Source organism: Mannheimia sp. E30BD (genome assembly GCF_041807785.1).
In the GTDB taxonomy this organism is placed as follows: domain Bacteria; phylum Pseudomonadota; class Gammaproteobacteria; order Enterobacterales; family Pasteurellaceae; genus Mannheimia.
Genome location: NZ_JBGTYX010000008.1, coordinates 1 through 26,365, shown reverse-complemented (window position 1 = coordinate 26,365; position 26,365 = coordinate 1). Strand labels below are relative to the sequence as shown.

The window sequence follows — 26,365 nt, the reverse complement described above, 5'->3', positions numbered from 1 at the left end:
AGAACTAAATTCTCGCTTTTTGTTTAGTTAATACCGTAAGGCTCGGTATAAGGGATAATCCCTCGTTTTAACATTCTCGATACACCATTGCTATAGCTTGTACCAAAGCGTAGCTCAAAGTTAATACCGAATTTATTATCGTAGTAGAAATCATTAATCGTATCAGGCGAGCCGACCGGCGTTGAAACTAAGCGACGTGCCACATAAACATTCGCGGCCCAACAACAAGTGTTGTAATTTAGCGAAAGCTGTCCTTCAACCGGTTTTTGCAAGGCAAGATCGTGATAATAGCTTGTCATTACTGATACTTTATCAGTTACTTCCCAGCCTAATACACCACCGACTTGCTTAATAGATTGACTATATCTATTCGTATTTAAATTTTGATTGATATAATCTTTACTTGCATAACGATAGTTAAGTTGAATCAATTTATCTGATTGTGGTTTATATTGTAATGACATATTCGCCAAAGAAGTTTGATTTAAGCGAGTGTCATATTGATAACTACCGTGCCAATTCCATTTTTTATGGAATTTCCAGTTAGATTCAGCCGCCCACGAAGAAGAACGTTTGGTCGTGCTATTATCCGAAGTATCATCAATTTTTGATGGGCTTAAATAATAGGTTTGACCTAAACTAAAGTTGAATACCTCTTCACCTGTTTCATTATTAAAGAAGCGAGTCGTTCCACCGGCTGTAATTAAATTTGCTGAAGAAATTCGGTCTAAACCACTATAGCGGCGATCATTAAATAACGAGAAATAGTCATTTTGTAATAGTGCCGAATCATAACCTAAACTGACACTTTTTTGGCGTTTAGACCCAATATCGCTTTGGTTTTTGTATGGACGATAAATATATTGCAATCTCGGCTCAATCGTCTGATTAAAGCCTGATAATAGCTGTTTATCTGATTCTAAAACGGTTTTGAAATCTAACTTAATTTGAGGCAATACTCGGCTTACACTTTTCTTAATCTCTTCTGTACTCTCACTGCCTTTGCTTTGTAAATAATGCGTTGCGTATAGCTTGGCTTCTAAATTTAAGCTACCATAGCGGTTTGCTAATGGGAAATTCAGCGTAGGTTCTGCGTGGAAACGCCACGCTTTTGGCATTAGTTTACTGTCATTTTCAAAACGAGCCGCTTGGGCAAAAAATTTGAAATCACCACCTTTAATTAAATCGTTTTTATAATAATTAAAGTCAATTTGTGGAAGTACTCGGTAAGGTCCGACATCCAGCTCATCGAAAGTTTGGAATTTTTTACCTGAAATCGACAAATTATAATTTGGCTGATAGTAGCCTAATCTAAAATTTTGCGTTGCATAACCATCTGTACTATTACCGTAGTCAGAATCAAAATCAGAGAAATAACGCCTATCGCTTACTTTTGTATAATCTATCGAGAAACGCCAATCAGTTAAAAAACTCATTGCATGACGCCAATGGAACAAATAGCGTTTACGATCATCATTTTCTGGCTGATATTCAGTCAAGCGATCTTTTGCCATATATTCGGTTGCCACTAAGCCTTGCCCAATTTTGGTTAAATAACGAAACTCCGGGCTAAGTTGCCAGCCACGACGTGAGTAATAGGTTGGCGTAATCGTAGCGTCCATATTCGGGGCGATATTCCAGTAAAATGGCTGAGAATATGTCCAACCATTTTTGCTTGAACGCTCAAAACTTGGAATAAGCAGACCTGTACGGCGACGATCACCAATCGGGAATTGTAGGTAAGGCGAATAGAACACAGGTACGCCCAACACTTTAAAACGAGCGTGCCACATTTCAGCATACTCTTCATCAACATGTTGGATCATCTCATTCGCTTCGATTTGCCACGAATTATCATCAGGTAAACAAGAAGTGAAACTTGCATTTTTAAGCGTACGTTTGCTATTACCAAACTCCCCAGACTCTGCAGTACCCCGTCCTTGTCTGCCGACTAATTGATAATTCGCATTCGTTAAGCTTGCATCTTTGGAAAGAAGATTAATCGTGGCATCCGCACCTGTAGCTTGAATTAAATTATCTTGATAGTTAAAGTTGCCTTGCAAATACGCTATTCGGGCATTTTCGCCATCTTGCTCAACTCGCACCTGATCCGCCCAGATCGAGCGATTGCCCTGTTTAACTGTTACATCACCCGTATAGGTTGCATCACGAGGCTGATTAATTACTGCACTATCCGCCTCAATCGTAATCGGCATTCTCAGTTGATCACCTTCAACCACTTCACCTTGAAAATGAGGTACACCAAGTAAGCATTGCTGCTTGAGATCAGCGGCTGCATAATTGCTATAACAAGCTGCCATCACAGCAAGAGAAAGTAAGCTATAACGCTGTTTCATTATTTTTCCTTTCTGAATTGGGAACAAGCGGTTAAGTTTAAGCAATTTTTTGCATTTATTTTTGCAGAGGCAAATTGCAATTTATCCCTACGCTCAACATTTTCACTTCAATGTTTTGCAAAAAATTCTTAAAAAACGACCGCTTGATCATTAAATAATACGGGAAAACTGCTGTCTTCTCGCTAATTGTCTTGAATAGACATCAAAACATAAGCAAATATTACGGATTAACAAACGTCCACGCGGTAGCACCACGATGCCATCATCGTTAATCGTTAATAATTCATCTTCTGCTAATGACTCTAATAAAGCCAGATCTTCAGCAAAATAGGCTTTAAAATCAATGCCGTACTGCTTTTCAATGGTTGCAAAATCAAGTTTAAAGTTACAAATCAAGGCTTTAATCACATCACGGCGAATACAATCATCTTGAGTGAGGGCAATCCCTTTATGTAACGCAATGCCGTTTGCTTCTACATCTGCGTAATATTGTTGTAACTCTTTGCGGTTTTGAGCATAAGTATCGCCCAGTAAGCTAATTGCCGAAACGCCCATACCTAACAAGTCGCACTCTTCTTGCGTTGTATAGCCTTGAAAGTTACGGTGTAAAATCCCTTTTTCTTGGGCAATAGCCAGTTCATCATCAGGTTTAGCAAAGTGATCCATACCGATAAATTTATAGCCATTCTCGCCTAAGAATTCGATCGATTTTTGTAAAATAGTGAGCTTTGTTTCGGGTGCTGGCAGTAGCTCTTCTTTAATTTTAACTTGTGCTGCAAAGCGACTGGGCAAGTGTGCATAGTTAAATACACTCATACGATCTGGGTTTAACTCTACTACACGTTGCAGTGTGTACATAAAGCTCTCGACATTTTGTTTTGGCAAGCCGTAGATTAAATCCACGTTGGTTGAAACAAAACCAAGCTCTTTTGCACGTTTCATTAATGCAAAAATAAATTCTTCATCTTGCTCACGGTTTACTAAACGTTGCACTTCTTTGTCGAAGTCTTGAATCCCCATACTAATGCGGTTAAAACCGATAGATTTTAGGTGATCTAACATATCGAGTTCAATTTCACGCGGATCCATCTCGATACTGATTTCAGCCTCTTCACTAATTTCAAAATTAGTGCGTAGCATTTGCATTAAACGAGCAGATTGATCTTCATCTAAATAGGTTGGTGTACCCCCCCCCCAGTGAATTTGCGTTACCAAGCGGTTCGTAAATAAAGGGGCACGAGTTTTAATTTCACGCTCTAAATAGTCTAAATAGATTTCAACTTTATGACGATGGCGAGTAATCACTTTGTTACAGCCGCAGAAATAGCACAGTTTATGACAAAACGGAATATGCACATAAAGCGAAAGCGGACGCTCAGGATAGCGAGCGGCAGCACGGATAAAATCATCATTGGTATAATTTTCGTTAAACTCTAACGCTGTTGGGTAAGAAGTATAACGAGGACCGGAATGGTTATATTTTTGAATCAGGGATAAGTCCCAAATAATTTCTGACATTAGATTGCCTTTCTCATTTCTTCAATATCTTTTAATAATTGCTCACACTCGGCTTTAATTTCAGCCTCAAGCTCAACTTCTTTCGATTCTCTCTCTAAATCAAGCTTCATTCGTTCATTGCGCTTTAGATTTTTACGCTCATCTAAAATCGGCATATTTTCAACCACTTCGTATAACGCCCACATCGCACTATAGTGGCTTAATTTTTTGCCTAATACATCAAGTAAGGGCTTTAAACGCAAAACACCTTCCGAAAAATCGCATTGCTCAGTGAGCATCGCTTTAGCGATCACCTCAAGGCTTTCTAAAATGCGAAGATAACGGGCTTTTTGCGCTTCTTTTGCCTGCTCAATCAGTTCTTGCTCACGCTTTTTCTGCAATTTTAACTTCAGCATTAAGTGAATCGCATAGCCTGCCATTGAAATTAGAATCAGAGCAGCAAGTACAATCAAGAATATCTTTAACATCATCTGATTTATCTATTAACGAAATTTATTAATATCCATAGTTTCAAATTGGCGTAATAACGCATCGCCATTATCGCCTTCTTCATCTTCATACTCAATGCCAAGTTCCGTCATTAATTCATCAATACGGTCTAAGCATTCATTCATAAATTTCTGATCTTCAGGTGATAATGTTTTTCCTGCTTCTAAATCATCTAATAATTGATTTAAGCATTCGTTATTTTCTAATTGCTCTAACTCTTGCTCTGGCGAAAGAATTGGTTTTACAGGCTCAACCGGCACAGGTTTAATCGTTCGACCTTTCTCTGGTTGATTTACAAATTCCACCATTAATGGCACTTTTTTACGGCTACCAATACGCGGATCTTTCACCTCTTTCACTACCGCCTTTTTCTGCTCTGCAGAATCAGCATTACGAGAACCTGTCGGCAAGCCTTTATGCTTACGCTTACGCTTTTCCTCACGGGCTTGAGCATCTAACTCATAACGGGTCAGTTTGCGATTTTTCCCCCCACCTAATTTAGACATAGGCTGTTTAGGTTTATCGGTCTTTCTTGCCGGCATAATGTCGGTAATACGACGTGTTTTTTTAGTACGACTCATAAATTTAATATCTTAAAATTGCTATAAACGGCTATTCTACAAGGAATTAGATTCCCTTAATAGCTTTGGTTTCAATTAATCATTTCAATCAATGATAAGTTTGCACAAAATGTTGGTAGGCTTTCAAAAATTTCTCAAAGTCATCTAAGCCACAAAATGCGATGCTCTCTTCATTGTAAAATTGAAAGCCTTCTTCCATTTCCTCATCATCAAAAGCAGCATCTAAATTGTTTGCCTTTGCCATCACTTCATCATAATCAAAATAGAGACTATACTCCCGCCCTTCAAACACACATTCATAATGATTCGGAAATGCGGCTCGACACTTCTCTATTTCAGCGAAAATAGGGGCTAATTGGCTAGGATTTTCCGTTATTTCGGCATTCAACCAACGAGCAAACGCCTCGTGATCCATCGAACATTTTGCCACCACCCCGTGAATACTATGGGTAAATTGATATTCCATACACCTTCTCCTCTATTACGGCTATTATAGCCTAACAAGCGGTCTTTTTTTGGAAAATTTTGCAAAACGCTAATTTTTAAATGTTATCAACTCCTCGATTACCCAGAAATCTGCTAGAATAATACAGGTTATTTTTAGTATTGATACATCAAAAAGGAACTACTATGCCAAACAGCACAGCACAGCACAGCACAGCACAGCACAGCACAGCACAGCACAGCACAGCACAGCACAGCACAGCACAGCACAGCACAGCACAGCACAGCACAGCACAGCACAGCGTGATCTCAACGCTGCCACAAGTCAAGCCTTTTTAAACGAACTCGACCAAACCCTTTGGACAGCCGCCGACAAACTGCGTAAAAACCTCGATGCCGCCAACTACAAACACATCGTTCTTGGCTTTATCTTCCTAAAATACATCTCCGACAGCTTTACCGATTTCCAAGCCAAGCTAAAAACCCAGCTCACCGCCCCCGAAAGCGAACTCTATCTGGACCCTGCACTATTTGACGAACAAGAATTTAGCCAAATTCTCGCCGAAGAGTTGGAACAGAGAGATTACTACGCTGCCGAAAACATCTTTTGGGTACCGGAACAAGCCCGCTGGGACAACATCAAATCATTAAGCAAACTCAATCTTGGCGATGAGCTGCCTTGGGGAGACAAATTTAAAGGTGTCAGCCGCTTGATTGATGATGCCTTTGAAGCCATCGAACGGGAAAACTCCAAACTAAAAGGCGTACTGCAACGCATTGCAGGCTTTGGCGTGCCTGATGAAATGCTCACAGGCTTGATTGACCTGTTCTCACGCACCAATTTCACACAGCCGATGCTGGGTGGCGAACCTGTCCATCTGCAAGCCAAAGACATTTTGGGACACGTCTATGAATACTTTCTTGGGCAATTTGCCCTTGCCGAAGGCAAAAAAGGCGGTCAATACTTCACGCCCAAATCCATCGTTACCTTAATTGTCGAAATGCTCGAACCCTATTCAGGGCGGATTTACGATCCGGCAATGGGCAGCGGCGGATTTTTTGTGCAAACCGACCGCTTTATTCAGGCTCACGCTGGCAACCGCAACGCCATTTCCGTTTACGGGCAAGAATCCAACCCCACCACCCGCAAGCTGGCGGTGATGAATATGGCAATTCGTGGCATTCCCTTTGACTTTGGCGACAAACCCGAAGACACCTTGCTCAACCCCCTGCACATCGACAGAAAAATGGACATTGTCATGGCAAATCCGCCCTTTAACCAAAAAGAGTGGTGGAGTGAAAGCCTAGCAAACGACCCACGCTGGGCATACGGCACACCGCCACAAGGCAACGCCAACTTTGCGTGGCTGCAACATATGATTTACCACCTCTCCCCCAAAGGCAAAATGGCACTCCTGCTCGCCAACGGCTCAATGAGCAGCCAAACTTCAGGCGAAGGCGACATTCGCAGAAACATCGTGCAAGCCGACCTTGTCGAAGCGATGATTGCCCTGCCCAATCAGCTATTCACCAACACCCAAATCCCTGCCTGCATTTGGATTATCAATAAAGCCAAAGCCAGAAAAGGTGAAGTGCTGTTTATCAACGCCACCCAAATCGGCTATATGAAAGACCGTGTCTTGCGTGATTTCACCGTTGATGACATTACCAAAATCAGCGACACCTACCACAACTGGCAAAAACAGGACGGCTACGAAAATATCCCTGCGTTTTGTTACTCGGCAACACTGGACGAAATCGCCAAAAACGATTTTGTGCTGACCGCAGGGCGGTATGTCGGTGCGGTACAAGAAGAAGATGACGGCGTGCCATTTAGCGACAAAATGCAGGAATTGACCGCTTTATTAAATGAACAATTTAAACAAGGGCGGGAATTGGAACAGCAAATCCGCAAGAATTTAGCGGAATTGGGGTTTGAATTAGCAACAGAATAAAAATAATGCTGACGTAGGGGCGTATGTCATACGCCCACAACGATATAAATGCCTAGATTTGACTATGAATAATGTTCCATTCGGGCGTACGACGTACGCCCCTACATTCATCATCAAATCACAAGCGGTGGAAAATTAACAGAAAATTGCAAATTTGGAGAGGAAAATGGCTGATAGAAATAAATGTACATTACAAGAATTAACAATAAGTATAAACACTGGATTGGATGCTATTCGCAGAGCCCCTATTGTTGAAAAGAAAACAGATATTAGATGTTTAAGAATACAAGATATTTCACAATGCAAGTCTTTTGAAAAATGGGGATATACCGAAGTTATAAAAAAAGATTTCGAAAAGTTTCAACTAATTACTGATGATATTATTATGGCAAGAACTTGTTCTACAGGAATTTGCTATTTAGTAAAAGAAAACATCCCTGCCGTTTTCAATAATGGATTAGCTAGAATTAGATTAGATAAAGAAAAAGCATATCCACAATTTATGTATTATGTTTTTAAATCAAAGCATTTTACAGACTATATCGATGGTATATCTCGTGGTACGTCTGTTCAGTTGAATATGAAAATTGGAGATTTAGAAAAATATGAATTCCACTTACCAAGTTTAGAAAATCAAAAGAAAATTGCCTATATTTTAGGTAAATATGACGACAAAATCCAACTCAACACCCAAACCAACCAAACCCTAGAAGCCATTGCACAGGCAATCTTCAAAAGCTGGTTTGTGGATTTTGACCCTGTGCGTGCCAAAGCAGCCGCCCTAAGCGAAGGCAAAAGCGAACACGAAGCCAATCTTGCGGCAATGTCGGTGATTTGTGGCAAAGACACCAACGAGTTAAACGACACCGAATACAAAGCGCTTTGGCAAATCGCCGAAGCGTTTCCAAGTGAGTTGGTGGAGAGCGAAGAATTTGGAGAAGTGCCGAAGGGGTGGAAATACACAACATTATCCGAAATTTGTACAATGCAAAACGGTTATGCTTTTAAGAGTTCTGATTGGCGAGATAATGGTATTCCTGTAATTAAAATTGGTTCTATTCAATCCAATATTGTTAATGTTTTTGGTAATGGTTTTGTGGATTTAGAATATACTGAAACAAAAAAAGATTTTGTTTTAAAATCTGGCGATATTATTATTGCTTTAACAGGTGCTTATGTAGGAAAAGCTGGAATAATGCCTGCAAATAGCCTAGCAATGCTAAATCAACGGGTAGCTAAATTTTTACCAAAAACCATTTCAAATAATGTCAGTTATTATTCTTATATTTATTGTCTATCACAAAGAACAGAATTAAAAGACTTTATCAGCTTTACAGCACAAGGTTCAGCACAACCAAATATTAGCACAAAAGAATTGTTAGCCTTTAAAATTTTATTAGGCAATAAAGAACTGCATTTACATTTTGAGAAAGTGTGCAAAATCTTATTAGATAAGATGATTTCAAATAGTGGTGAAAATGAAAATTTATCTAGTATTAGAGACCTACTTTTACCTAAATTATTAAGTGGGGAGTTGCTAAATGAATAATTCTTATCTAGAAAGAAAATTCATCAATGAATTGAATGAAGAGGGAGTTATTAACATCAGGGGAATTGAGTTCGAAAGAGATCGAATTCTAGCTACCCTAGACAGACCCGCATATGATGATGTTTTCAATGGATGGTTGAATGACTATAAGCTACAAAAACTAGAGCAAGGCAGAAATATCTTAAAGCTCCATAGCAACCAAAACAGGTTTAATAAATTAAAAGAGCTATTTCAGAATAATCAGATAATCCCTTTTATTGGTGCAGGATTATCTCTACCGACAGGATTGCCGTTATGGAGAGATTTTTTAGTAAAAGTACAAAACGAAAGCTCTATAAATCAAGAAGTGTTTTCTAGCTTATTGGATAAAGGAGAGTTTGAGGAGGCGGCTCAGTTACTTGATGAACATTGTGCAACACATTTACAGGAGCAATTAGATAATGAATATGGAAAATATTTGGATCCAGAAGAAATAGAAGGTGTCATTTGTCGATTACCAGAATTTTTTCCAAATTCATCTATTGTTACAACAAATTACGACTCTTTATTAAAAATAATTTATGAAAGCAATAATAAAAGCTTTGCTCATTATTTAATTGGTTTGAATGCAATAGAGTTTTCTCGCTTGCTGAGTAGTGGTCAAAGAGTTCTTTTGCAATTACACGGCACGCATACAACAAGATCCAAAAGAGTTTTAACTGTTGATGAATATAATAAACACTACGACGAAAATAATACTATTTCAAACTGTATTCATCAGCTCTTTTCTCGATCTATTTTATTTTTAGGTTGTAGCTTATCTATCGACAGAACCATTAAAACTTTACAAGAAATTATTCGTGAAAAGGGCAGTGATAATTTAGCTCGGCATTATGCTTTTTTGCCGTTGGGTAAAATGTCAAATAATGAAAGAATTAACAGGCAAGAAGAATTAGCAAAAGCCAATATATTCCCTATTTGGTATGATGATGACCACGATGAATGTATTGAAGCATTGTTAGAATTATTGGTAGAAGGTAAATAAGATATGCTAGGCATCAACGAAAACACCATTGAACAATCCGCCATTGCGACTTTGCAAAGCTTGGGCTGGGACTACACCTACGGCAAAACGATTTTGGCAGGTTTAGAACACGAATGGCGGGAGCGAGCCGCTGAGGTGGTATTAAAGCCGCTACTTTCTGAAGCCATTGCAAAATTCAACCCGAATTTGCCCGCTTGTGAGGTGGAAAATGTGGTGGCACAGGTGTGCCGTGCGGAAAGTGGCGATTTGGCGGAGCGTAATCGTCAGGCTTATGATTGGCTAAGAAATGGGGTCAAAATCACTTATCAGCAAGACGGCGAGCAGGTGTCTGATGTGGTGCAGCTTGTTGATTTTCAGTGTCCGCAAAACAACGATTTTCGTATTGTCAATCAGCTGGATATTGGCGGTAAAAAAGGCAAACGCATTCCTGATTTGATTGGCTTTGTTAATGGCTTGCCACTGGTGGTATTTGAGCTGAAAAATCCGCTCAAAGAAAATGCCAACATTGGCAAGGCGTTTGCCCAACTGCAAACTTATAAAGATGAAATCTCCGATTTGTTTGTGTTTAATCAGGCACTCGTGATTTCAGACGGCATTGTCGCTCGTATCGGTTCTCTCACTGCTGATTTCGACCGTTTTACCCCTTGGCGTGTGGTTGATGAAAAAAATCAGAGCAAACGCATTGTGTTTGAAGATGAACTCACCGCCCTACTGCAAGGAGTGATGAGTCCCAAAAATCTCTTGGATTATGTGCAGAATTTTGTGGTGTTTGAACGGGACGGCAAAAACCGCTTGATTAAGAAAATCGGGGCATATCATCAATTTTACGGTGTCAATGAAGCAGTGGATTGCACCCTGCTTGCCGCCACAGGCAATCGCAAAATCGGTGTGTTTTGGCATACGCAAGGTTCGGGCAAATCCCTTTCGATGCTGTTTTATGCCGGCAAGGTATTGAGTCAAGGCAGCCTGAAAAATCCGACTTTGGTTTTGGTCACCGACCGTAACGATTTGGACGGTCAGCTTTATGCTACCTTTTGCGGTGGTGAGGCATTGCTCAAACAAACGCCAGTCCAAGCCGATGGGCGAGACGAACTTCGCTCTGCCCTTGCCAGTCGTTCGGCTGGGGGCGTGATTTTTACCACCATTCAAAAATTCGGCTTAATGGACGGCGAACTTACCCATCCTGTATTAAACGAGCGGGAAAACATCATTGTGATTACCGATGAAGCACACCGTTCGCAATATGGTTTTAGCCAAAAAATCAACGACAAAGGACAATATCGGGAGGGTTACGCCAAGCATTTACGCAGTGCATTGCCCAATGCCTCTTTTATTGGTTTTACCGGCACACCAATCGCCCTTGATGACAAAGACACCCAAGAAGTGTTTGGTAAATATGTGTCGATTTATGATTTTGAAGATGCGGTGAAAGATGGAGCAACCGTGCCGATTATCTATGAGCCACGCCAAATCAGCTTGGGCGAAAGTGGTGAGTTTGCCAAAGTGATGGAAGAGGCACAACAACTGATTGATGACGATGAAAACAGCGATAACTTCCGCCTGCGTGAAAAACTGCACAGCGTGGACAGCCGTTTGCAAAAAATGGCGGAAGATATTATTGCCCATTACGATGAGCGTACCAAACAGCAAGACGGCAAGGCGATGATTGTGGTGATGAGCCGTGCCATTTGCGTGAAATTGTACGAAAAAATCACCGCACTTCGTCCCGAATGGCACTCAAACGATGTGCTTCAAGGCAGCATTAAAATTGTGATGACAAGTAATGCCAGCGACCCTGCCGAGTGGCAAAAACACAATCAGGATAAGAAAACCTTAGAAAAACGCTTTAAAGACCCAGACGACCCACTCAAAATCGTGATTGTGCGAGATATGTGGCTGACAGGGTTTGATGCCCCTTGTTGTAACACAATGTACATTGATAAACCAATGAGCGGACACAACCTAATGCAGGCAATCGCTCGGGTCAATCGGGTATTTCGCAATAAAAGCCGTGAAAATGGCGGCTTGATTGTGGATTATGTCGGCTTGACCGATGAGCTGGAAAAAGCGATGAAGCAATACACCAACACAGGCGGCAAAGAAAAGCCAGTGCGAGACATTTCAGCGGTGCTGGAAAAAATGGTGGAACACATCACGGTCATTCGTGGGCAATTTGCCACACCGATTGACGGACAAGCGGTTGATATTGCCAAAATTTTGCAAATCAGCGAACCTGCCAAACTGCTCAATGCGATTTTGACATCAGCCAACCATATTCTTGCCCTAGACCGCATTCAGCCAACCGATAACACTGCCAAAGACAAAACCCCACGCAAAAGCGCTTTTTTACAGTCGGTACGCTTGGCGAAAAAAGGTTATGCTTTGTGTGGGGCATTAAAAGCAGTTGAACCCTATAAACAGGAATTGGCGTTTTATGATGCGGTGCGTGCCACCATCATCAAAAACAGCACTGCCTCTCGCAATCCTTCGGGTGAAGACCGCTTGTTACAGCTAACCGTCTTGATGAACCGTGCGGTACAGTCGGACGGTGTGGTGGATTTATTTGATTTACTGAAAAAAGAACGCCCAAACATCAATCTACTTTCTGATGAATTTTTGGAAACGGTAAAAAACAGCCCAACCAAAGATTTATGGATTGGTGCGATGGAGCGTTATTTGGCGTCCGAGTTACGCACGCAAAGTGGTGCAAATCTTGCCACTAAAAAAGAGTTTGAACAGCGACTCAAAGAAGCAATGAACCAATACCACAACCACAATTTAAGCGTATTGGAAATTTTGGAAGAGCTGATCGCCCTTGCCAAAGAGTTTGACGCTCGCCAAAAACGAGGGGAAGAGCTGGGATTAAGTCCTGCTGAAATGGCGTTTTATGATGCTTTGGCACGCAACGAAAGTGCGGTGCGGGAAATGGGCGATGAAGTGTTGATGAACCTCGCCAAAGACATCACCGATAAATTACGCAAATCCGTCACCGTAGATTGGCAATACAAAGACTCGGTGCGTGCCAAAATGCGAACCTTAATCCGCATTGCCCTGCGTAGCTATAAATATCCGCCCGATTTACAGGCGGAAGCGATTGAGTTTGTGTTGCAACAAGCGGAAGAGATCGCTGGAGAGTTCGCTATCACCGAAACGGCGTAATCTATATTAGGGCGTGCAATGTACGCCCTAAATTTATGCTAATAACCTCTGCCACATTTCCCGCACAAATGCTCGCTCGGTGGTAAATTCACTTGCGTCCACCACGCTGTCTTTGCGTAATAAGTTTAGGTGGTGAATTTTGTTACGCAGTGCGGTGTAGCAATGTTGTAGCTGTTCGCTTTGTTCAAAACTTAAAATGCCGCATTCTACCGCACTGTCGAAAATACGGACATTATCCGACCATACTGCCATTTTCGGGTGTTGGTGGCTGTGGGCTAATACCAAATATTGAGCGATAAATTCAATATCAGTAATACCGCCTTGATCTTGTTTAATATGAAATTGCTCGGCTGAATGAGAACTTAAGTGTTGGTACATTTTCTGTCGCATTTCGCAAATTTCTTGGCGTAATTGACCGCTTGCACGCGGCTGAGCAAGCGTGCTTTGGCGGATTTGTTCAAAGGCTTGTTTGAGGTTTTCCGCCCCAAACACACATCTTGCTCTCACTAGCGCTTGGCGTTCCCACGTCCACGCCTCGTTTTTTTGGTAATAGTCGTATGCTTTAAAGGTGCTGACCAAAAGCCCTGCCTCACCGGAAGGGCGAAGCCGCATATCAACTTCGTATAACACACCGGCACTGGTGTTTAGGTTAAAAATCGAGTTAATTTTTTGGGCGAGCTTGAGGTAAAATTGGTGGCTGGAAATCGTTTTTCTGCCTCCCTCAGTTTCTCCATCATCCGGAGCATTGTGCAAAAATACCAGATCTAAATCTGAGTTATAACCAAGTTCGATCCCGCCTAATTTGCCATAACCAATCACCGCAAAGCCTTGCTCAGCGGCTTCTAAATGTGCTGGCACACCAAAACGCTGGGTGAGCTGTTTCCAAGCCATATTCACCACTGCATTAATAATCGCTTCTGCTAAATAAGTGAGGTGATCGCTGATTTTCATCACCGGTAGCACGCCTAAAATATCAGCGGCAGCAATGCGTAAAATATGGGTTTGTTTGAATTGGCGTAATCCATCAATTAAAGCTTCTTCATCTTCTTCCGGAATACGGATTAAATAATCTTGCAACGCCGATTGATATTGCTCAAAAGGCAACACATCAGTTAATCCTCGATTGCCAATCAGTTCATCAAGCAACATTGGGTAACGGGCAATTTGCTCCGCAATCATAACCGACTTACTACACAATGCCAAAAGGTGAGGCAGAATCTGATCTTTTTCGAGCATTAATTCCAAATAGGTAGTTCGGGTAGTGATTTTATCGACAATATTCAACACACGAGGCAATAACAATAAATGATCTTCACCTTTAAAAATGCTGTCGGCAATTCTAGGCATTAAATTGCGTAGCACCTCTCGCCCTCTTACCCCAATCGGGCGTTTTACCCAATCTTGAAAGGTAGTAGAAAAGTGACGGAAAATCTCCGTATAATCATTTTCTGCAACCTTTGGATAACCTTTTAGCACTGCGGATAAATCTTCAAGGCGAATGTTATAGTGCAAAATGTCTTTCCATTCGGCTAATTTTTCATTAACCGGATTGCAGTTGGCTTGTGTTTCCTCTTCACCGATAATTTCATTAAAAATCTGGCGTACTGCTTGTTGATATTGGCTCAATACTGCCATAAATTGTTGCCAATCGTTAAAGGAATGCTCCACCCAATGCGTTTTTTCGCTATATAAATCCTGCTGATAGTAACTTTGACAAGCAAATATAAGACGGGCTTGAGAAGCTTCATCAGTGGGTAGAGTTTGAGTTTGTTTATCGTCAATCGCTTGCAATACATTTTCAATTTGACGGTAAAAAATATAGGCATTGTGGAGCGTTTGCACCTGCGTTCGGGTTAATAAATTTAATTCTGCCAAGCGTGGTAGCACTTTTAACAGGCTACGTTCTTGTAAAATTTTATCTCGCCCGCTACGGATCATTTGGAAAGTTTGGGCGATAAACTCCACCTCCCGAATTCCACCTGCTCCAAGTTTGATATTGTCCGTTAAATTTCGGCGAACCACTTCACGGCTGATTTTTTCTTTCATTTCACGCAACGATTGGATTGCACTGAAATCCAAATAACGGCGGTAAACAAAAGGGCGGAGCATTTGCTTTAAATAGCGATGATTTAAATTTTGGTTATCCTCGCCTAAAATTTTTGCTTTAATCATCGCATAACGTTCCCAATCACGCCCTTGCTCTTGGTAATAATCTTCCATTGCAGTAAAGCTCAGCACCAAGGCTCCGCTATCACCAAAGGGGCGAAGTCGCATATCGGTACGATACACGAAACCATCAGCGGTGATCTCATCTAATACTTTAATTAACCGCTGCCCCATTCGGGTAAAAAATTTGCTGTTTTCAATCGGTTTGCGTCCACCTTCGGTTTCACCAATATCGGGGTAGGTAAAAATCAGGTCAATATCGGAAGAAAAATTAAGCTCTCGTCCGCCCAATTTGCCCATACCTAAAATCAGCAGTTCTTGTGTTTCGCCAAGAGTGTTCTTTGGCGTGCCATATTCGGCACAGCAACACTGAAACAACCAATCTCGAGCGGCTAGAATCAGGCTCTCGGCTAAATCTGACAAACGCTGAAACACAAATTCTACCGTCGCTAATTTATTTGACTGAATAAAGCTCAGACGAGCCAATTCACGGTGGCGAAATTGCCGCAAAACCTGCCCCAACATTTCTTCATTTTCCACACTTGCTAACACTTTCGCTAAACGCTCGGCATAATTATTGCAATCATCAGGTGTAGGAAACTTGGCAAGCCATTCTGCCAGTAAATCCGGCTGTTTTTGTAAGGTTTGATGCACAAAATTGGAAAGCGAAATCGCCGTCACAAGCGGTTGAATTTGCTCAGAATTTTGCAAATCGGTTGGTACATTAAGTTCGGATTGGGAGATTAGGGTGGTAAGCATAGAATAAACATCGTAGGGGCAGGTCCTGTGCCTGGCCGCAAATCATAGATGATATTCGGGCGGGCACAGGACCCGCCCCTACAAATTTACAAAAAATTTGTAAAATTCAACCGCTTGTTAAAACACTCTCTTAAACGGCTTAATAATCACATCGCCATATACGCCAGCATCAACATAAGGATCTTTGCTTGCCCATTGTTGAGCTTCTTCAAGAGAGTTAAATTCAGCAATCACAGTTGAACCTGTTACGCCAGTGCCATCTTCTGTTGGGTTTGGACCTGCAATTAATAAACGACCTTCTGCCTGTAATTTTTCTAAACGAGCTAAATGTGCAGGGCGTACTTCTAAACGCTTTTCCAACGTATTAGGATTATCTTGTGCAAAAATCACATAATACATACTATTCTCCTTTTTCGGTAGGTGAGGTAATTAATGATAAGGCTTCATCTAATTCTAGGTTATTTTCTCTCGGCACAGCACGAGGTTTGCCCTCTTTATCTACGGCAACATAGGTAAATAATGCTTCTGTAACCAGAAAGCGTTCACGAGCGCCGTTATAAACTTGTTTGATAAATACTTCTACTTTCACTTGCATTGAGGAGCGCCCAACGTGCATCAATTTACCGTAGCAGCATACTACATCACCAACAGAAATAGGACGATGGAAGATCATTTTATCAACAGTTACGGTAACCACTCTGCCTTTAGCAAGTTCTTTCGCTAAAATCGCACCACCTAAGTCCATTTGCGACATAATCCAACCACCAAAAATATCGCCATTAGCATTGGTGTCTGATGGCATAGCGAGTGTTCTTAAAATCAGTTTCCCTTCAGGGCCTTTATCATAGGGATTATTTTTCATCTTGTTTTTCCTGCTTTTCAGTCTCTTTTAGGTAAGGGTAAAGTACAAAACCTGTTATTACTGTTGCCACCAATGTTAAACCAATAATGCCGAAAGATTTAAAATCAACCCAAACATCTTCTGATAAATATTGACTAATATAAATATTAAGCAACATACAAATAATAAAGAAAATTGCCCAACCGAAGTTGATTTTATTCCACACTTGATCCGGCAAATTAATTTCCTTGCCGAGTAATTTTTTAATTAGAGGAACTTTAAACACAAACTGACTCACTAATAACACTAGGGCAAAAAGCGAGTAAACAATAGTTACTTTCCATTGTAAATATTTCACTTCATTAAAATAAGCACTGAGTAACCCAAAAAAGACTACTGCTCCGCTCATAATAAGCTGTTGCTTTTCAATTTTACCATAAAGCACTTTTAAGGCGATCATCTGTGCAATCGTTGCAATCACTAATACAATAGACGCCATTTGAATGCCGTCCATTTTATAAACAACAAAAAACAGAATTAGCGGAATAAATTCAAGTATTTGTTTCATTTCATCTCCATTAATTTGCCGGCGTTTGACGATAAACTTGGTAAAAGCGGAAGCTGAAAATTGCCATAAAGACATTAATTACCGCACTGAAAATAACAGTAATGACTGCACCAACAATATCATTACCAAAAACCGCAAGTAATCGAGATAACATACCCGGTAATAAATAAGAAATCACACAGAATAAAATTAACGGTAGCATTTTTCCTCTTGATAATTGAAAAGTAAATTTAATGCTTTCTGATAAGGTTTTCTGTGGTTTTTCTAATAAATAAGCGTAAATCACAAGCGATAATTTAACGAAAAAATAAAAACCAGCCACTAGCACAGGCAATGCAATAATTACCGTTTCAGGCGATGCTATCGCAAAAGATGCTCCCAATGAAAGGGGCAGAACCATAATAAATTGTAAAATTAGCACAGGTAAAAAGTGTTTTAATGCACCACCTGCATTTTGGAAAAAGTGCTGATAATTGCCATTGTTGATAGATTGAATGTTTAAAATCATCAATACCGTTAGAAAGAGATTAGCGATCCCTAATAATACTGTCGGCATTAAAATAGACAATAATTTTGAGCTATCAATTTGAATTTGTTGCGGCTGCTGGTCTGCTGCTATTTCTGGCGAAGCTGGCAATAATAAAATAAACACCAGTTGCACCACCACAATAGTGATTATCGCAAACAGTGTGAAAGATTGCTGATTACGCATAAAATTCCAACTTTGTTGTAATAAATCCACAAATTTAATTGGCATAAAATATCCTTCAAATACGTTGTAAACATTTTGTTGTAAAGTATAGCAAGTGTTAGCCTAAACTGCATTAACCTATTGTAGATTTTAGCAACTTAGCTACAATAAAAGAAAAGATTAAAAGAGAAAATACTATGTTTAGCCTATTTGAAGCAGGGCAACGCTATCTAAACACCTTGCCTAATCAGAAAAAATTAGCGAATTTTATGCCTGATTACCACATTATTCGCCTTGTTAAATTTTCTTCTAAAGTAATGCCTGCTTTTGCGTGCTTTGCTATAGTCTGGCAATACTTTTTTACCGACCCTACTCAATCTGTTTTAGCAAATTCTGTTATTACGGCTATTTTTGCCATTTCTATCCCTTTTCAAGGGCTTTATTGGCTGGGTAAACGGGCAAGATCGCCACTTTCTTTATCCTTGTTGGAATGGTATGAATCGCTCAGGCAAAAATTAATTTCCGCACAGGTAAAATTAGAAGAAACACAAGCGGTGCCTTCTTTCCAAGATTTTGCAAATTTACTGAAATTAGCGGAAGAAACGTGGGGAAATGAATATTTCGATGAGCTTTAAAAGCCTAAAAGAAAAAAGCTCCACTCAATAATTAAGTGGAGCAAAACTTTTGTTCTAATTCTGGAGGTTTGAATTACTGTTTTATAAAAGGAGACAAATAAAACAAGAACAAAAGAAAATTCTTTGGCTCCTCCTGCGGGACTCGAACCTGCGACATATGGATTAACAGTCCACCGTTCTACCGACTGAACTAAGGAGGAATTTACAGAGCAGAATAATAAGCTAAAACGTTTTAGCCGTCAAATAAAATAATGAACCTTCGTTCATTATTTACATTTATTTACGCTTTTCGCATTGAGAATACTTAATTAGTGTTACACACAGAGCAGTTTTTTTGCTTAGGCAATGCCATTTCTCGTACTGAAAAATGTAAACCATCAATTATCAGCAATTTTCCTGATAATATTTTGCCGATATTCAGTAAAACTTTTATCGCTTCTAATGCTTGAAAGCTACCAATTACCCCAACAATGGGAGCAATAACCCCTGCTTCGACACAGCTTAATGTGCCATTGCCAAATAAACTACTCAAACATTGGTAGCAAGGTTCATTTTCTTGATAGCTAAATACACTAATTTGCCCTTCAAAACGGATTGCTGAACCTGATACAAGCGGTCGTTTTTGCTTAAAACATTGCAAATTGAGTTGATTACGAACAATTACGTTATCAGTACAATCTAGCACTAAATCGCTTTGAGCAATAAGCTCTGCCCACTGCTCATCACTGCATTTTCGGTTAATCGCTTCAATCTGAATATTCGGATTAATGGCTTGCAAACGAGCTTTTGCCGATTCCACTTTAGGCTGCCCAATGGTTTCATCAGTATGCAAAATTTGGCGTTGTAAATTAGAAAGCGAAACTGTATCGAAATCAACTAAAGTAAGATGCCCAACCCCTGCTGAAGCGAGATATTGCGAAGCGGCACAACCTAAACCACCTAAACCGACAATCAACACACGGCTTGATTTTAATTTTTCCTGCCCGTCAAAATCGACACTTTTGAGAATGATTTGGCGGTTATAACGAAGGGTTTCGTGATCGGTGAGTTCCATTATTTATCCTAAATCCATAGATTGAAAACAAAGTAGGGGCGAAAAATTTTTCGCCCTTTCATTTAGATAATATTTGGGGCGAAAAATTTTTCGCCCCTACATTTATTTCTGGAAAATGTTATTTTAAAAGAAAATTAAACGACTGAACCGTTACTTTTTCCCCAGTTTCCACGTTGCCTCGTTCAGCTTCCAGCACAATGAAACAATTACTTTCATTGAAAGCACTGAAAATATGCGAACCTTGTGTGCCAATCGGTTTAACTTCTAATTCGCCTTTTTCATTTGCATAGTAATAACCACGCTGAAAATCTTGGCGACCAACCGCTTTTTTCAATTTTTCTGCACTACAAGCGGTGAAATTTTGCGTAAGATTTGCAATTTTATCTGCTGATAATCCTGATAATTTCGCTAACGCAGGGTGTACTAACTGGTAAAATGTAACCAATGCAGAGACTGGATTTCCCGGTAAACCAAAGAACCACGCCTTTTCCAATTTACCGAATGCAAATGGTTTGCCCGGTTTCATTGCAATTTTCCAAAAGCCAATTTCGCCTAATTTTTCTAATACCGTTTTAGTAAAATCTGCCTCGCCAACCGATACACCACCGCTAGTAATCACAACATCAGCTTTCTCTTGCGCCTCAATAAAGGTTTGTTCAAATAAGGCTTCATCATCAGGCAAAATGCCAAAATCTAAAATCTCACAGTTGAGTTTTTCCAACATTAAACGTACGGCAAAACGGTTAGTGTCGTAAATTTTTCCATCTGCCAAAGGTTCTCCAACTGAGGTTAATTCATCGCCCGTCGAAAGGATTGCCACTTTTAATTTTGCAAAAACAGGCACAGAGGCAATGCCAAGTGAAGCCAGCAAAGGCAAACTCGCGACATTCAATAACGAGCCTTTTTTCAGTACCAATGCACCTTGTTTAACATCTTCCCCAATGCGGCGAATGTTACTGCCTAATTTCGGAATATGGTTAAAGGTTACAGAGCCATCATCATTTAAGGTAGTTTCCTCTTGCATTACAACGGCCTCAACACCATTTGGCACTAACGCACCTGTCATAATACGTACACATTCGCCTACTTGGAGTTCACCATTAAACGGATTACCCGCAAAGGCTTTGCCTGCAACTTTTAAGGTTAAATTTTGCTCTAAATCGGCAATGCGTACCGCATAACCGTCCATCGCGGAATTATCAAAATTCGGTACGTTAATTGGTGAGAAAATATCTTCTGCCAGCACTCGATTTGCACATTCATTTAATGGTAACTGCTCAACCGTTGTTGGAGCAGGCAAGCGGGCAAGCATATTCTCTAAAGCATCAGAAAGAGGTAAAAGCGCCATAATATCTCCTATTCAATTAGCTCACTTGCACGAAGAAATCACGCACACCAATAAGCAAGTTATTCACCGCAATCGCTGCCAAGATTAAGCCCATTACACGGCTAATAATTGCCGCTCCTGCATTACCGATTAAATGCTGAATTTTATTTGCTGCCATTAGCAATAAATAAGTAATAAATAATACAAGCATCATAATACCGGCTGTAATGAACTGATCACCTACACTAAAGCGATGATTATCGGTTAATAACACAATCGCCATCATCGCCCCGGGTGAGGCAATAGAGGGAACAGCTAACGGGTAAACGGCTAATTCACTTAAACTACTATTCATTTTAATTTCTTGATCCGGCTTGCTTTCGCCAAAAATCATTGTCAAAGCGAATAATAAAAGCACTAAACCACCCGCAGCTTGGAAAGCAGGTAATGGAATTTGCATTGACTCTAATAAAATCTGCCCACCAATCAGGAAGAAAATTAAAATGCCTCCTGCAATGAGTACCGCATTTAACGCAATTTTGCGACGTGCTTCAATCGGTAAGCCAATGGTTTTCGCCAAATAAACAGGAACAGAACCAATCGGGTCAATAACCGCCCATAAAACCACAAATTGTACCGCTAATGAATCAAACATATTCTCTCCTGCTATATCAAATTTCTAATTCGCAAAATTTTAGCATAAATTGACCGCTTGCAGGACATATTCCACCATAATTTATCAAAATTAAGTTCTATTCAACATAGTATATTGAATAGAACTTAATTTTCACTCCAAACAATTTTAATTGTGTTGAAATTTCCTATGCTAAAATACGCAAAATTTTCAACAAAATAGACCGCTTGCAATGATCTTTTTTACAAACTTAATTTTAAAACGTGGGCATTCTGTCCTAATTGATAACAGCTCTGCGACTATCCACACTGGGCAGAAAGTAGGCTTAGTAGGCAAAAATGGCTGTGGAAAATCTTCGCTTTTTGCTCTGCTTAAAAATGAATTACAGCCTGAAGGGGGCGATGTTTCACTCCCCAAAAATTGGGCAATTTCTTGGGTAAGTCAAGAAACGCCAGCGTTGGATATTCCCGCTCTTGATTACGTGATTCAAGGCGATAGAGAATACACAAAATTAATGGCAGAATTAGATGACGCTAATACGAAAAATGACGGCAATCGAATTGCGACCATTCACGCTCATTTAGATACGATTGATGCTTGGACAATTCAAGCCCGAGCCTCTACCTTGCTGAACGGTTTAGGTTTTAGCACCGAAGAACTCCAACTGCCAGTAAAATCATTTTCGGGTGGTTGGCGTATGCGACTGAATTTAGCCCAAGCCCTAATTTGTCGCTCTGATCTATTACTACTTGACGAACCAACCAACCACTTAGATTTAGATGCGGTGATTTGGCTAGAGCGTTGGCTCACCAACTATCGTGGCACATTACTACTGATTTCTCACGACCGTGATTTTTTAGATCCAATTATTGACCATATCATTCATATTGAACATCAAAAACTCAACGAATATACAGGCAATTACACCTCGTTTGAAATTCAGCGAGCAACTAAAATCGCCCAGCAAAACGCCGCTTATCAGCAACAGCAACGCAAAGTAGCACATTTGCAGAGCTTTATTGACCGCTTCAAAGCGAAAGCCACCAAAGCAAAACAGGCTCAAAGCCGTATTAAAGCGTTGGAGAAAATGGAGCTTATCGCCCCTGCGTATGCTGATTCACCATTTGAATTTGAGTTCCGCCCACCGCTTGCCTTACCTAGCCCATTATTGATGATGGAAAAAGTCAGTGCCGGTTATGCCGATAAAACCGTATTGGAATCGGTTAAACTAAATTTAGTGCCCGGTTCTCGCATTGGCTTACTTGGGCGAAATGGTGCGGGTAAATCAACCTTAATCAAATTGTTAGCAGGCGAACTCCCGCCACAAAAAGGCTCAATGCAACTGGCAAAAGGCGTTCAGCTTGGCTATTTTGCTCAACATCAAGTAGATACTTTGCGTTTTGATGAAAGCCCTCTTTGGCATTTGCAAAAAATCGCCCCTGAAAAAACCGAGCAGGAATTGCGTAACTACTTGGGCGGCTTTGATTTCAAAGGCGATAAAGTGGTGCAAGAGGTAAAATCTTTTTCAGGTGGTGAAAAAGCTCGTTTAGTACTTGCTTTGATTGTTTGGCAACGCCCTAATCTGCTGTTATTAGACGAACCAACCAACCATTTAGATTTAGAGATGCGACAAGCCCTTGTTGATGCCCTCACTTATTATGAAGGCTCGCTCGTTGTGGTTTCACACGATCGCCATTTACTTCGTAGCACCGTGAACGAATTTTATTTGGTACACGACCGTAAAGTGGAAGAATTTAAAGGCGATTTAGACGATTATCAAAAATGGCTGAATGAACAAAATGCACTAGCTCAAGAGCCAAAATCAGCCCTTGCAAAAGATTCGCCAAATTCGACCGCTTGTGAACCTACAGCAAATGAAAACAGTACAGCAAACCGTAAAGAGCAAAAGCGTTTAGAAGCCGAACTCCGCCAGCAAACCGCCCCGCTGCGTAAAAAAATCACGCAGTTGGAAAAAGAATTGGAAAAAGCCACCGAAAAACTGAATAAGCTGGAAGCAATGCTTGGCAACAACGAACTCTACGAGGCAGAAAATAAAGCTAAACTCACCGACACCCTCGCCCAACAAGTCGAGGCTAAAAAACAGGTGGAGGAAATTGAAATGCAGTGGTTGGAGGCACAGGAAGAGTTGGAAGGGATGCTTTTAGAATAACGAAAACAGCAAGCACCTATCTTTGATAGGTGCTTATAAACAATCATATTTAGTTATTTTTTACCATTACTTCAAAATATCCATACCAAATTCTAGCTTCTTTAGCACAAGAAATATATGCTTGAGATGTTTTTTCAATACCTACGTGAGATTTCATATCAAGAAAATCAATATCGCAAATTGGATTTTCTTTATCATTTACAATTAATCTAATTTCAATAGTATTTGCAGTCGATTTACTTTCTGAACTACCACCTAATCCACCTACAATAGCCCCTACACCACCAAATAAGGCTCCGCCTAGAATAGCTCCACCTATTGAACGTGTAGAACTATTTACGGAATTACCATCTTCAAATAACTCCACTTTTAAAATATCCTTTGGTTCTATAAATCTAAAATGCTGCCTTACATTTATTTTATCTATAGAAAGCTCAGATAAGGCTTTCTTAAAATCTATAATACAAACTTTTTCTAAATTCTTATCTATGGCTACTAAAACATTATCTCCATAATGCTTTTTACTCACTTCAAATTCTGTAATTTGAGATAGAATTGTATCTGCTTTTTTCCTTTTTATAGATTTAAAGTAAGCACAAATAAAAGAAAGCCCCAATGGTATTAATATGAAACTTGCAAAGAAAGCTACAATAGCCATAGTCGTATCTGACATAATATTCTCCTAAAAGATAATTAGTAAAGTAAGTGTTAAAATAGATTATAAATCGAACCTAAAACAGGTTCAAACAATTTTTGCACCTAGAATAGGTGCAATGAGCAATTTAAGATTATCTATTCATTCAGAACAACATACTTGGCTAAGGCTATTTTTTGTTACACGTCGCCAAGAACTTAATTTATCTCAACGTGCATTATGTGAAAAAATGGACGTTGTTTCGTCATTCGTAGGAAAAGTAGAAACAGGTGATCGCAGATTAGATATTTTTGAATTTATCGCTTATTGCAAGGGGCTAGATTTAGATCCTCTAGATGTATTACAAGAAATAGAACAGAAATTCCCTAATAAATAAAGGCATTGAGCCACAAACTCAATGCCTTTATTTTCAATGCAAAATATCTATACTCTCGGCTTGGTTTCAGCCAAAATACTGTATTTATTATTCATTTCTTCTGCCCAAGCGGTTAAATTTGGGTGATTTTTTGCAAGATCGTAGCCTAAATGTTGCAGGCGGAATGCCCACCAATCAATTAATGTCACCGCAGTTAATGTGCCTAAATTCAGCTCTGTGCCAAATTCTTGCAAAGCCTCTTCCAACTGTTGGAAAGTGCGGATATTTCTTTCCATTAATTGCTCGTGTCGGCTTAGCCACCATTCATTTTCAGGGCGCGCCATTTTTTCTTGGATAATGGTGTGCATTGTGTTTTCCATAATGCCATCAGCCAAGTTATGCAATGCCAATACAGCCCAGCGTGGTTTACCCTCTTTTGGCAGTAAAGGGGAATTATTGCCTTTTTGGTCTAAATATTCGCTAATGAGTAAACTGCCGAATAGCCAGTGTCCGCAGTTGCGTTGTAAGGCTGGAATACGCCCTAATGGGTTGTCTTGGTTGTGTGGCGAGTTTCTGTCCATTGCAGCAGTTACACGCAACATTTCTACTTTGTCATCTAGTTGATGGTGTTTAATGACTACAAGAGCTTTACGAGCAAAAGGGCTTGTTGTTGAATACCAAAGTTTCATATTGTTCTCCATTTTCGTTGGTGTATAGCAACTGTATCCCCCAAAATATTTGGCAAGATACAAATTCGTTAATTAAACCGCGTGAGCATTCCACTGTGAGCCATCACGGACGATGGCATTAATCACGGTTAAAAGCTTACGCATACCGGCGTTTACCGCCACTTGGACCGGTTTGCCACGAGCAATCAGCCGTTCATAAAATGCCTTGAACTTCGGTTCGTGTTGGCGGGCGACATTCGCCGCATTATAAAGTACGTTTCGTACCGCTTGTCGCCCCCCCCCCCGAACAGCGACTATGCCATTTCTGGCTACCGCTCTCTTTCGGGTGTGGGGCAACACCAACCAGTGAAGCGATTTGCTTGTGGTTGAGCTTGCCGAGTTCAGGGAGCATTGACATCAAAGTTGCACTCGTGATTGCACCTATCCCTTTGATGTCATTGAACTTTTTTAAAGTGTCGTCAAATACAGCAGTCGCTTGATTGATTTGTGTTTCCAGCTCATCAATTAAACGGTCAAAATAGGCAATCAACTGTTGGACACTTCCCGCTGGCTGTCGTGAACTAGGTGAAGGCGGTTTTTCTCAGCCACCCGCATTTCAACCAGTTGGGTACGGCGTAAAACTAATGCTTCTAATTGCTCCATTTCAGGTGTTGGCGGAAGATAAAGTTGTTTTTCAACCTCATCGTCCAAAACCAGCATTTTGGCGTAAGATGCCAGCATTTTTGCATCTTTTGCATCGGTTTTC

Annotated in this window: 24 protein-coding genes and 1 tRNA gene; 7 read left to right on the top strand and 18 right to left on the bottom strand. The window is 40.3% G+C overall.

Annotated elements, in window-relative coordinates; all coding sequences use genetic code 11:
* Positions 1-23: 23 nt before the first annotated feature.
* The 5 genes from lptD to ACERCG_RS06630 all read right to left on the bottom strand — a co-directional run bounded on the left by lptD (position 24) and on the right by ACERCG_RS06630 (position 5,411).
* On the bottom strand, positions 24-2,357 hold the full coding sequence (lptD, locus tag ACERCG_RS06650; RefSeq protein WP_373611267.1) for an LPS assembly protein LptD: 2,334 nt from the start codon (positions 2,355-2,357) through the stop codon (positions 24-26).
* 150 nt (positions 2,358-2,507) lie between these two features.
* A complete protein-coding gene (gene hemN, locus ACERCG_RS06645) occupies positions 2,508-3,875 on the bottom strand; it encodes an oxygen-independent coproporphyrinogen III oxidase (RefSeq protein ID WP_373611266.1) in 1,368 nt (455 codons plus the stop codon).
* Complete coding sequence (locus tag ACERCG_RS06640; RefSeq protein ID WP_373611328.1) at positions 3,875-4,342, bottom strand: DUF2489 domain-containing protein; 468 nt, start codon at positions 4,340-4,342, stop codon at positions 3,875-3,877. The genes hemN and ACERCG_RS06640 overlap by 1 nt, the downstream gene beginning before the upstream one ends.
* A gap of 15 nt (positions 4,343-4,357) precedes the next feature.
* Positions 4,358-4,945: a Der GTPase-activating protein YihI gene (gene yihI, locus ACERCG_RS06635; protein ID WP_373611265.1), complete on the bottom strand. Its 588-nt coding sequence runs from the start codon at positions 4,943-4,945 to the stop codon at positions 4,358-4,360.
* Positions 4,946-5,033: 88 nt separating this feature from the next.
* The gene (locus ACERCG_RS06630; protein WP_006248055.1) at positions 5,034-5,411 is read right to left on the bottom strand and encodes a YacL family protein; all 378 of its coding nucleotides are present in this window, start codon (positions 5,409-5,411) and stop codon (positions 5,034-5,036) included.
* Between the two features lie 118 nt (positions 5,412-5,529).
* On the opposite strand from ACERCG_RS06630, the gene ACERCG_RS06625 reads away from it, so the two are divergent.
* The 4 genes from ACERCG_RS06625 to ACERCG_RS06610 all read left to right on the top strand — a co-directional run bounded on the left by ACERCG_RS06625 (position 5,530) and on the right by ACERCG_RS06610 (position 13,076).
* The gene (locus tag ACERCG_RS06625; protein ID WP_373611327.1) at positions 5,530-7,344 is read left to right on the top strand and encodes a type I restriction-modification system subunit M; all 1,815 of its coding nucleotides are present in this window, start codon (positions 5,530-5,532) and stop codon (positions 7,342-7,344) included.
* Between the two features lie 166 nt (positions 7,345-7,510).
* Complete coding sequence (locus tag ACERCG_RS06620) at positions 7,511-8,893, top strand: restriction endonuclease subunit S (protein ID WP_373611264.1); 1,383 nt, start codon at positions 7,511-7,513, stop codon at positions 8,891-8,893.
* Positions 8,886-9,917, top strand: coding sequence for an SIR2 family protein (locus tag ACERCG_RS06615; RefSeq protein WP_373611263.1), 1,032 nt, complete (start codon positions 8,886-8,888; stop codon positions 9,915-9,917). The genes ACERCG_RS06620 and ACERCG_RS06615 overlap by 8 nt, the downstream gene beginning before the upstream one ends.
* Before the next feature lie 3 nt (positions 9,918-9,920).
* Positions 9,921-13,076 (top strand): type I restriction endonuclease subunit R, encoded by a 3,156-nt coding sequence (locus tag ACERCG_RS06610; RefSeq protein ID WP_373611262.1) that lies wholly within the window; start codon positions 9,921-9,923, stop codon positions 13,074-13,076.
* A gap of 33 nt (positions 13,077-13,109) precedes the next feature.
* Here the strand turns inward: ACERCG_RS06610 and glnE are convergent, their stop codons facing one another.
* From glnE to ACERCG_RS06585, 5 genes are all read right to left on the bottom strand, one after another.
* Positions 13,110-16,001 (bottom strand): bifunctional [glutamate--ammonia ligase]-adenylyl-L-tyrosine phosphorylase/[glutamate--ammonia-ligase] adenylyltransferase, encoded by a 2,892-nt coding sequence (glnE, locus tag ACERCG_RS06605; RefSeq protein ID WP_373611261.1) that lies wholly within the window; start codon positions 15,999-16,001, stop codon positions 13,110-13,112.
* 117 nt (positions 16,002-16,118) lie between these two features.
* Complete coding sequence (locus tag ACERCG_RS06600; RefSeq protein ID WP_373611260.1) at positions 16,119-16,400, bottom strand: YciI family protein; 282 nt, start codon at positions 16,398-16,400, stop codon at positions 16,119-16,121.
* Between the two features lies 1 nt (position 16,401).
* On the bottom strand, positions 16,402-16,863 hold the full coding sequence (gene yciA / locus ACERCG_RS06595) for an acyl-CoA thioester hydrolase YciA (protein ID WP_373611259.1): 462 nt from the start codon (positions 16,861-16,863) through the stop codon (positions 16,402-16,404).
* Complete coding sequence (locus ACERCG_RS06590) at positions 16,853-17,410, bottom strand: septation protein A (protein WP_373611258.1); 558 nt, start codon at positions 17,408-17,410, stop codon at positions 16,853-16,855. Before ACERCG_RS06590 ends, yciA begins: the two co-directional genes overlap by 11 nt.
* Positions 17,411-17,420: 10 nt before the next feature.
* A complete protein-coding gene (locus ACERCG_RS06585; RefSeq protein ID WP_373611257.1) occupies positions 17,421-18,167 on the bottom strand; it encodes an ABC transporter permease in 747 nt (248 codons plus the stop codon).
* Between the two features lie 131 nt (positions 18,168-18,298).
* Between ACERCG_RS06585 and yfbV the strand changes: the two genes are divergently transcribed.
* On the top strand, positions 18,299-18,736 hold the full coding sequence (yfbV, locus tag ACERCG_RS06580; RefSeq protein ID WP_373611256.1) for a terminus macrodomain insulation protein YfbV: 438 nt from the start codon (positions 18,299-18,301) through the stop codon (positions 18,734-18,736).
* Positions 18,737-18,860: 124 nt separating this feature from the next.
* Here the strand turns inward: yfbV and ACERCG_RS06575 are convergent.
* The 4 genes from ACERCG_RS06575 to ACERCG_RS06560 form a co-directional block, all read right to left on the bottom strand.
* Positions 18,861-18,936, bottom strand: a tRNA-Asn gene (locus tag ACERCG_RS06575).
* A 104-nt stretch (positions 18,937-19,040) separates the two neighbouring features.
* A complete protein-coding gene (gene moeB / locus ACERCG_RS06570; RefSeq protein WP_373611255.1) occupies positions 19,041-19,790 on the bottom strand; it encodes a molybdopterin-synthase adenylyltransferase MoeB in 750 nt (249 codons plus the stop codon).
* 118 nt (positions 19,791-19,908) lie between these two features.
* Positions 19,909-21,138 carry a molybdopterin molybdotransferase MoeA gene (moeA, locus tag ACERCG_RS06565; RefSeq protein ID WP_373611254.1) on the bottom strand — a complete coding sequence of 410 codons (1,230 nt, stop codon included), beginning with the start codon at positions 21,136-21,138 and terminating at the stop codon, positions 19,909-19,911.
* Positions 21,139-21,154: 16 nt separating this feature from the next.
* The gene (locus tag ACERCG_RS06560) at positions 21,155-21,772 is read right to left on the bottom strand and encodes a MarC family protein (protein ID WP_373611253.1); all 618 of its coding nucleotides are present in this window, start codon (positions 21,770-21,772) and stop codon (positions 21,155-21,157) included.
* Positions 21,773-21,983: 211 nt separating this feature from the next.
* Here ACERCG_RS06560 and ACERCG_RS06555 point away from each other — a divergent pair, with 211 nt between their 5' ends.
* Entirely contained in the window at positions 21,984-23,921 is a 1,938-nt protein-coding gene (locus ACERCG_RS06555) for an ABC transporter ATP-binding protein (protein ID WP_373611252.1), read from the top strand.
* A 49-nt stretch (positions 23,922-23,970) separates the two neighbouring features.
* Here ACERCG_RS06555 and ACERCG_RS06550 read toward each other — a convergent pair whose 3' ends face one another.
* The gene (locus tag ACERCG_RS06550) at positions 23,971-24,594 is read right to left on the bottom strand and encodes a hypothetical protein (RefSeq protein WP_373611251.1); all 624 of its coding nucleotides are present in this window, start codon (positions 24,592-24,594) and stop codon (positions 23,971-23,973) included.
* A 100-nt stretch (positions 24,595-24,694) separates the two neighbouring features.
* On the opposite strand from ACERCG_RS06550, the gene ACERCG_RS06545 reads away from it, so the two are divergent.
* A complete protein-coding gene (locus ACERCG_RS06545; RefSeq protein ID WP_159630534.1) occupies positions 24,695-24,952 on the top strand; it encodes a helix-turn-helix domain-containing protein in 258 nt (85 codons plus the stop codon).
* 47 nt (positions 24,953-24,999) lie between these two features.
* Here the strand turns inward: ACERCG_RS06545 and ACERCG_RS06540 are convergent, their stop codons facing one another.
* From ACERCG_RS06540 to ACERCG_RS06530, 3 genes are all read right to left on the bottom strand, one after another.
* Positions 25,000-25,620: a glutathione S-transferase gene (locus ACERCG_RS06540; protein WP_373611250.1), complete on the bottom strand. Its 621-nt coding sequence runs from the start codon at positions 25,618-25,620 to the stop codon at positions 25,000-25,002.
* Between the two features lie 244 nt (positions 25,621-25,864).
* Entirely contained in the window at positions 25,865-26,149 is a 285-nt protein-coding gene (locus ACERCG_RS06535; protein WP_373611249.1) for a transposase, read from the bottom strand.
* On the bottom strand, positions 26,146-26,365 hold a 220-nt coding region (locus ACERCG_RS06530), incomplete at its 5' end, for a transposase (protein ID WP_373611248.1). The genes ACERCG_RS06530 and ACERCG_RS06535, both read right to left, overlap by 4 nt.

Excerpts from the sequence above, each read along its gene's own strand:
- ACERCG_RS06630 (WP_006248055.1), bottom strand. The coding sequence starts at position 5,411 with ATGGAATATCAATTTACCCATAGTATTCACGGGGTGGTGGCAAAATGT.
- ACERCG_RS06620 (WP_373611264.1), top strand. The coding sequence starts at position 7,511 with ATGGCTGATAGAAATAAATGTACATTACAAGAATTAACAATAAGTATA.
- ACERCG_RS06600 (WP_373611260.1), bottom strand. The coding sequence starts at position 16,400 with ATGTATTATGTGATTTTTGCACAAGATAATCCTAATACGTTGGAAAAG.
- ACERCG_RS06545 (WP_159630534.1), top strand. The coding sequence starts at position 24,695 with ATGAGCAATTTAAGATTATCTATTCATTCAGAACAACATACTTGGCTA.
- ACERCG_RS06550 (WP_373611251.1), bottom strand. The coding sequence starts at position 24,594 with ATGTCAGATACGACTATGGCTATTGTAGCTTTCTTTGCAAGTTTCATA.
- yfbV (WP_373611256.1), top strand. The coding sequence starts at position 18,299 with ATGTTTAGCCTATTTGAAGCAGGGCAACGCTATCTAAACACCTTGCCT.
- moeA (WP_373611254.1), bottom strand. The coding sequence starts at position 21,138 with ATGGCGCTTTTACCTCTTTCTGATGCTTTAGAGAATATGCTTGCCCGC.
- ACERCG_RS06590 (WP_373611258.1), bottom strand. The coding sequence starts at position 17,410 with ATGAAACAAATACTTGAATTTATTCCGCTAATTCTGTTTTTTGTTGTT.
- ACERCG_RS06560 (WP_373611253.1), bottom strand. The coding sequence starts at position 21,772 with ATGTTTGATTCATTAGCGGTACAATTTGTGGTTTTATGGGCGGTTATT.
- hemN (WP_373611266.1), bottom strand. The coding sequence starts at position 3,875 with ATGTCAGAAATTATTTGGGACTTATCCCTGATTCAAAAATATAACCAT.
- ACERCG_RS06610 (WP_373611262.1), top strand. The coding sequence starts at position 9,921 with ATGCTAGGCATCAACGAAAACACCATTGAACAATCCGCCATTGCGACT.
- ACERCG_RS06615 (WP_373611263.1), top strand. The coding sequence starts at position 8,886 with ATGAATAATTCTTATCTAGAAAGAAAATTCATCAATGAATTGAATGAA.
- ACERCG_RS06585 (WP_373611257.1), bottom strand. The coding sequence starts at position 18,167 with ATGCCAATTAAATTTGTGGATTTATTACAACAAAGTTGGAATTTTATG.
- glnE (WP_373611261.1), bottom strand. The coding sequence starts at position 16,001 with ATGCTTACCACCCTAATCTCCCAATCCGAACTTAATGTACCAACCGAT.
- moeB (WP_373611255.1), bottom strand. The coding sequence starts at position 19,790 with ATGGAACTCACCGATCACGAAACCCTTCGTTATAACCGCCAAATCATT.
- ACERCG_RS06540 (WP_373611250.1), bottom strand. The coding sequence starts at position 25,620 with ATGAAACTTTGGTATTCAACAACAAGCCCTTTTGCTCGTAAAGCTCTT.
- yihI (WP_373611265.1), bottom strand. The coding sequence starts at position 4,945 with ATGAGTCGTACTAAAAAAACACGTCGTATTACCGACATTATGCCGGCA.
- yciA (WP_373611259.1), bottom strand. The coding sequence starts at position 16,863 with ATGAAAAATAATCCCTATGATAAAGGCCCTGAAGGGAAACTGATTTTA.
- lptD (WP_373611267.1), bottom strand. The coding sequence starts at position 2,357 with ATGAAACAGCGTTATAGCTTACTTTCTCTTGCTGTGATGGCAGCTTGT.
- ACERCG_RS06555 (WP_373611252.1), top strand. The coding sequence starts at position 21,984 with ATGATCTTTTTTACAAACTTAATTTTAAAACGTGGGCATTCTGTCCTA.
- ACERCG_RS06640 (WP_373611328.1), bottom strand. The coding sequence starts at position 4,342 with ATGTTAAAGATATTCTTGATTGTACTTGCTGCTCTGATTCTAATTTCA.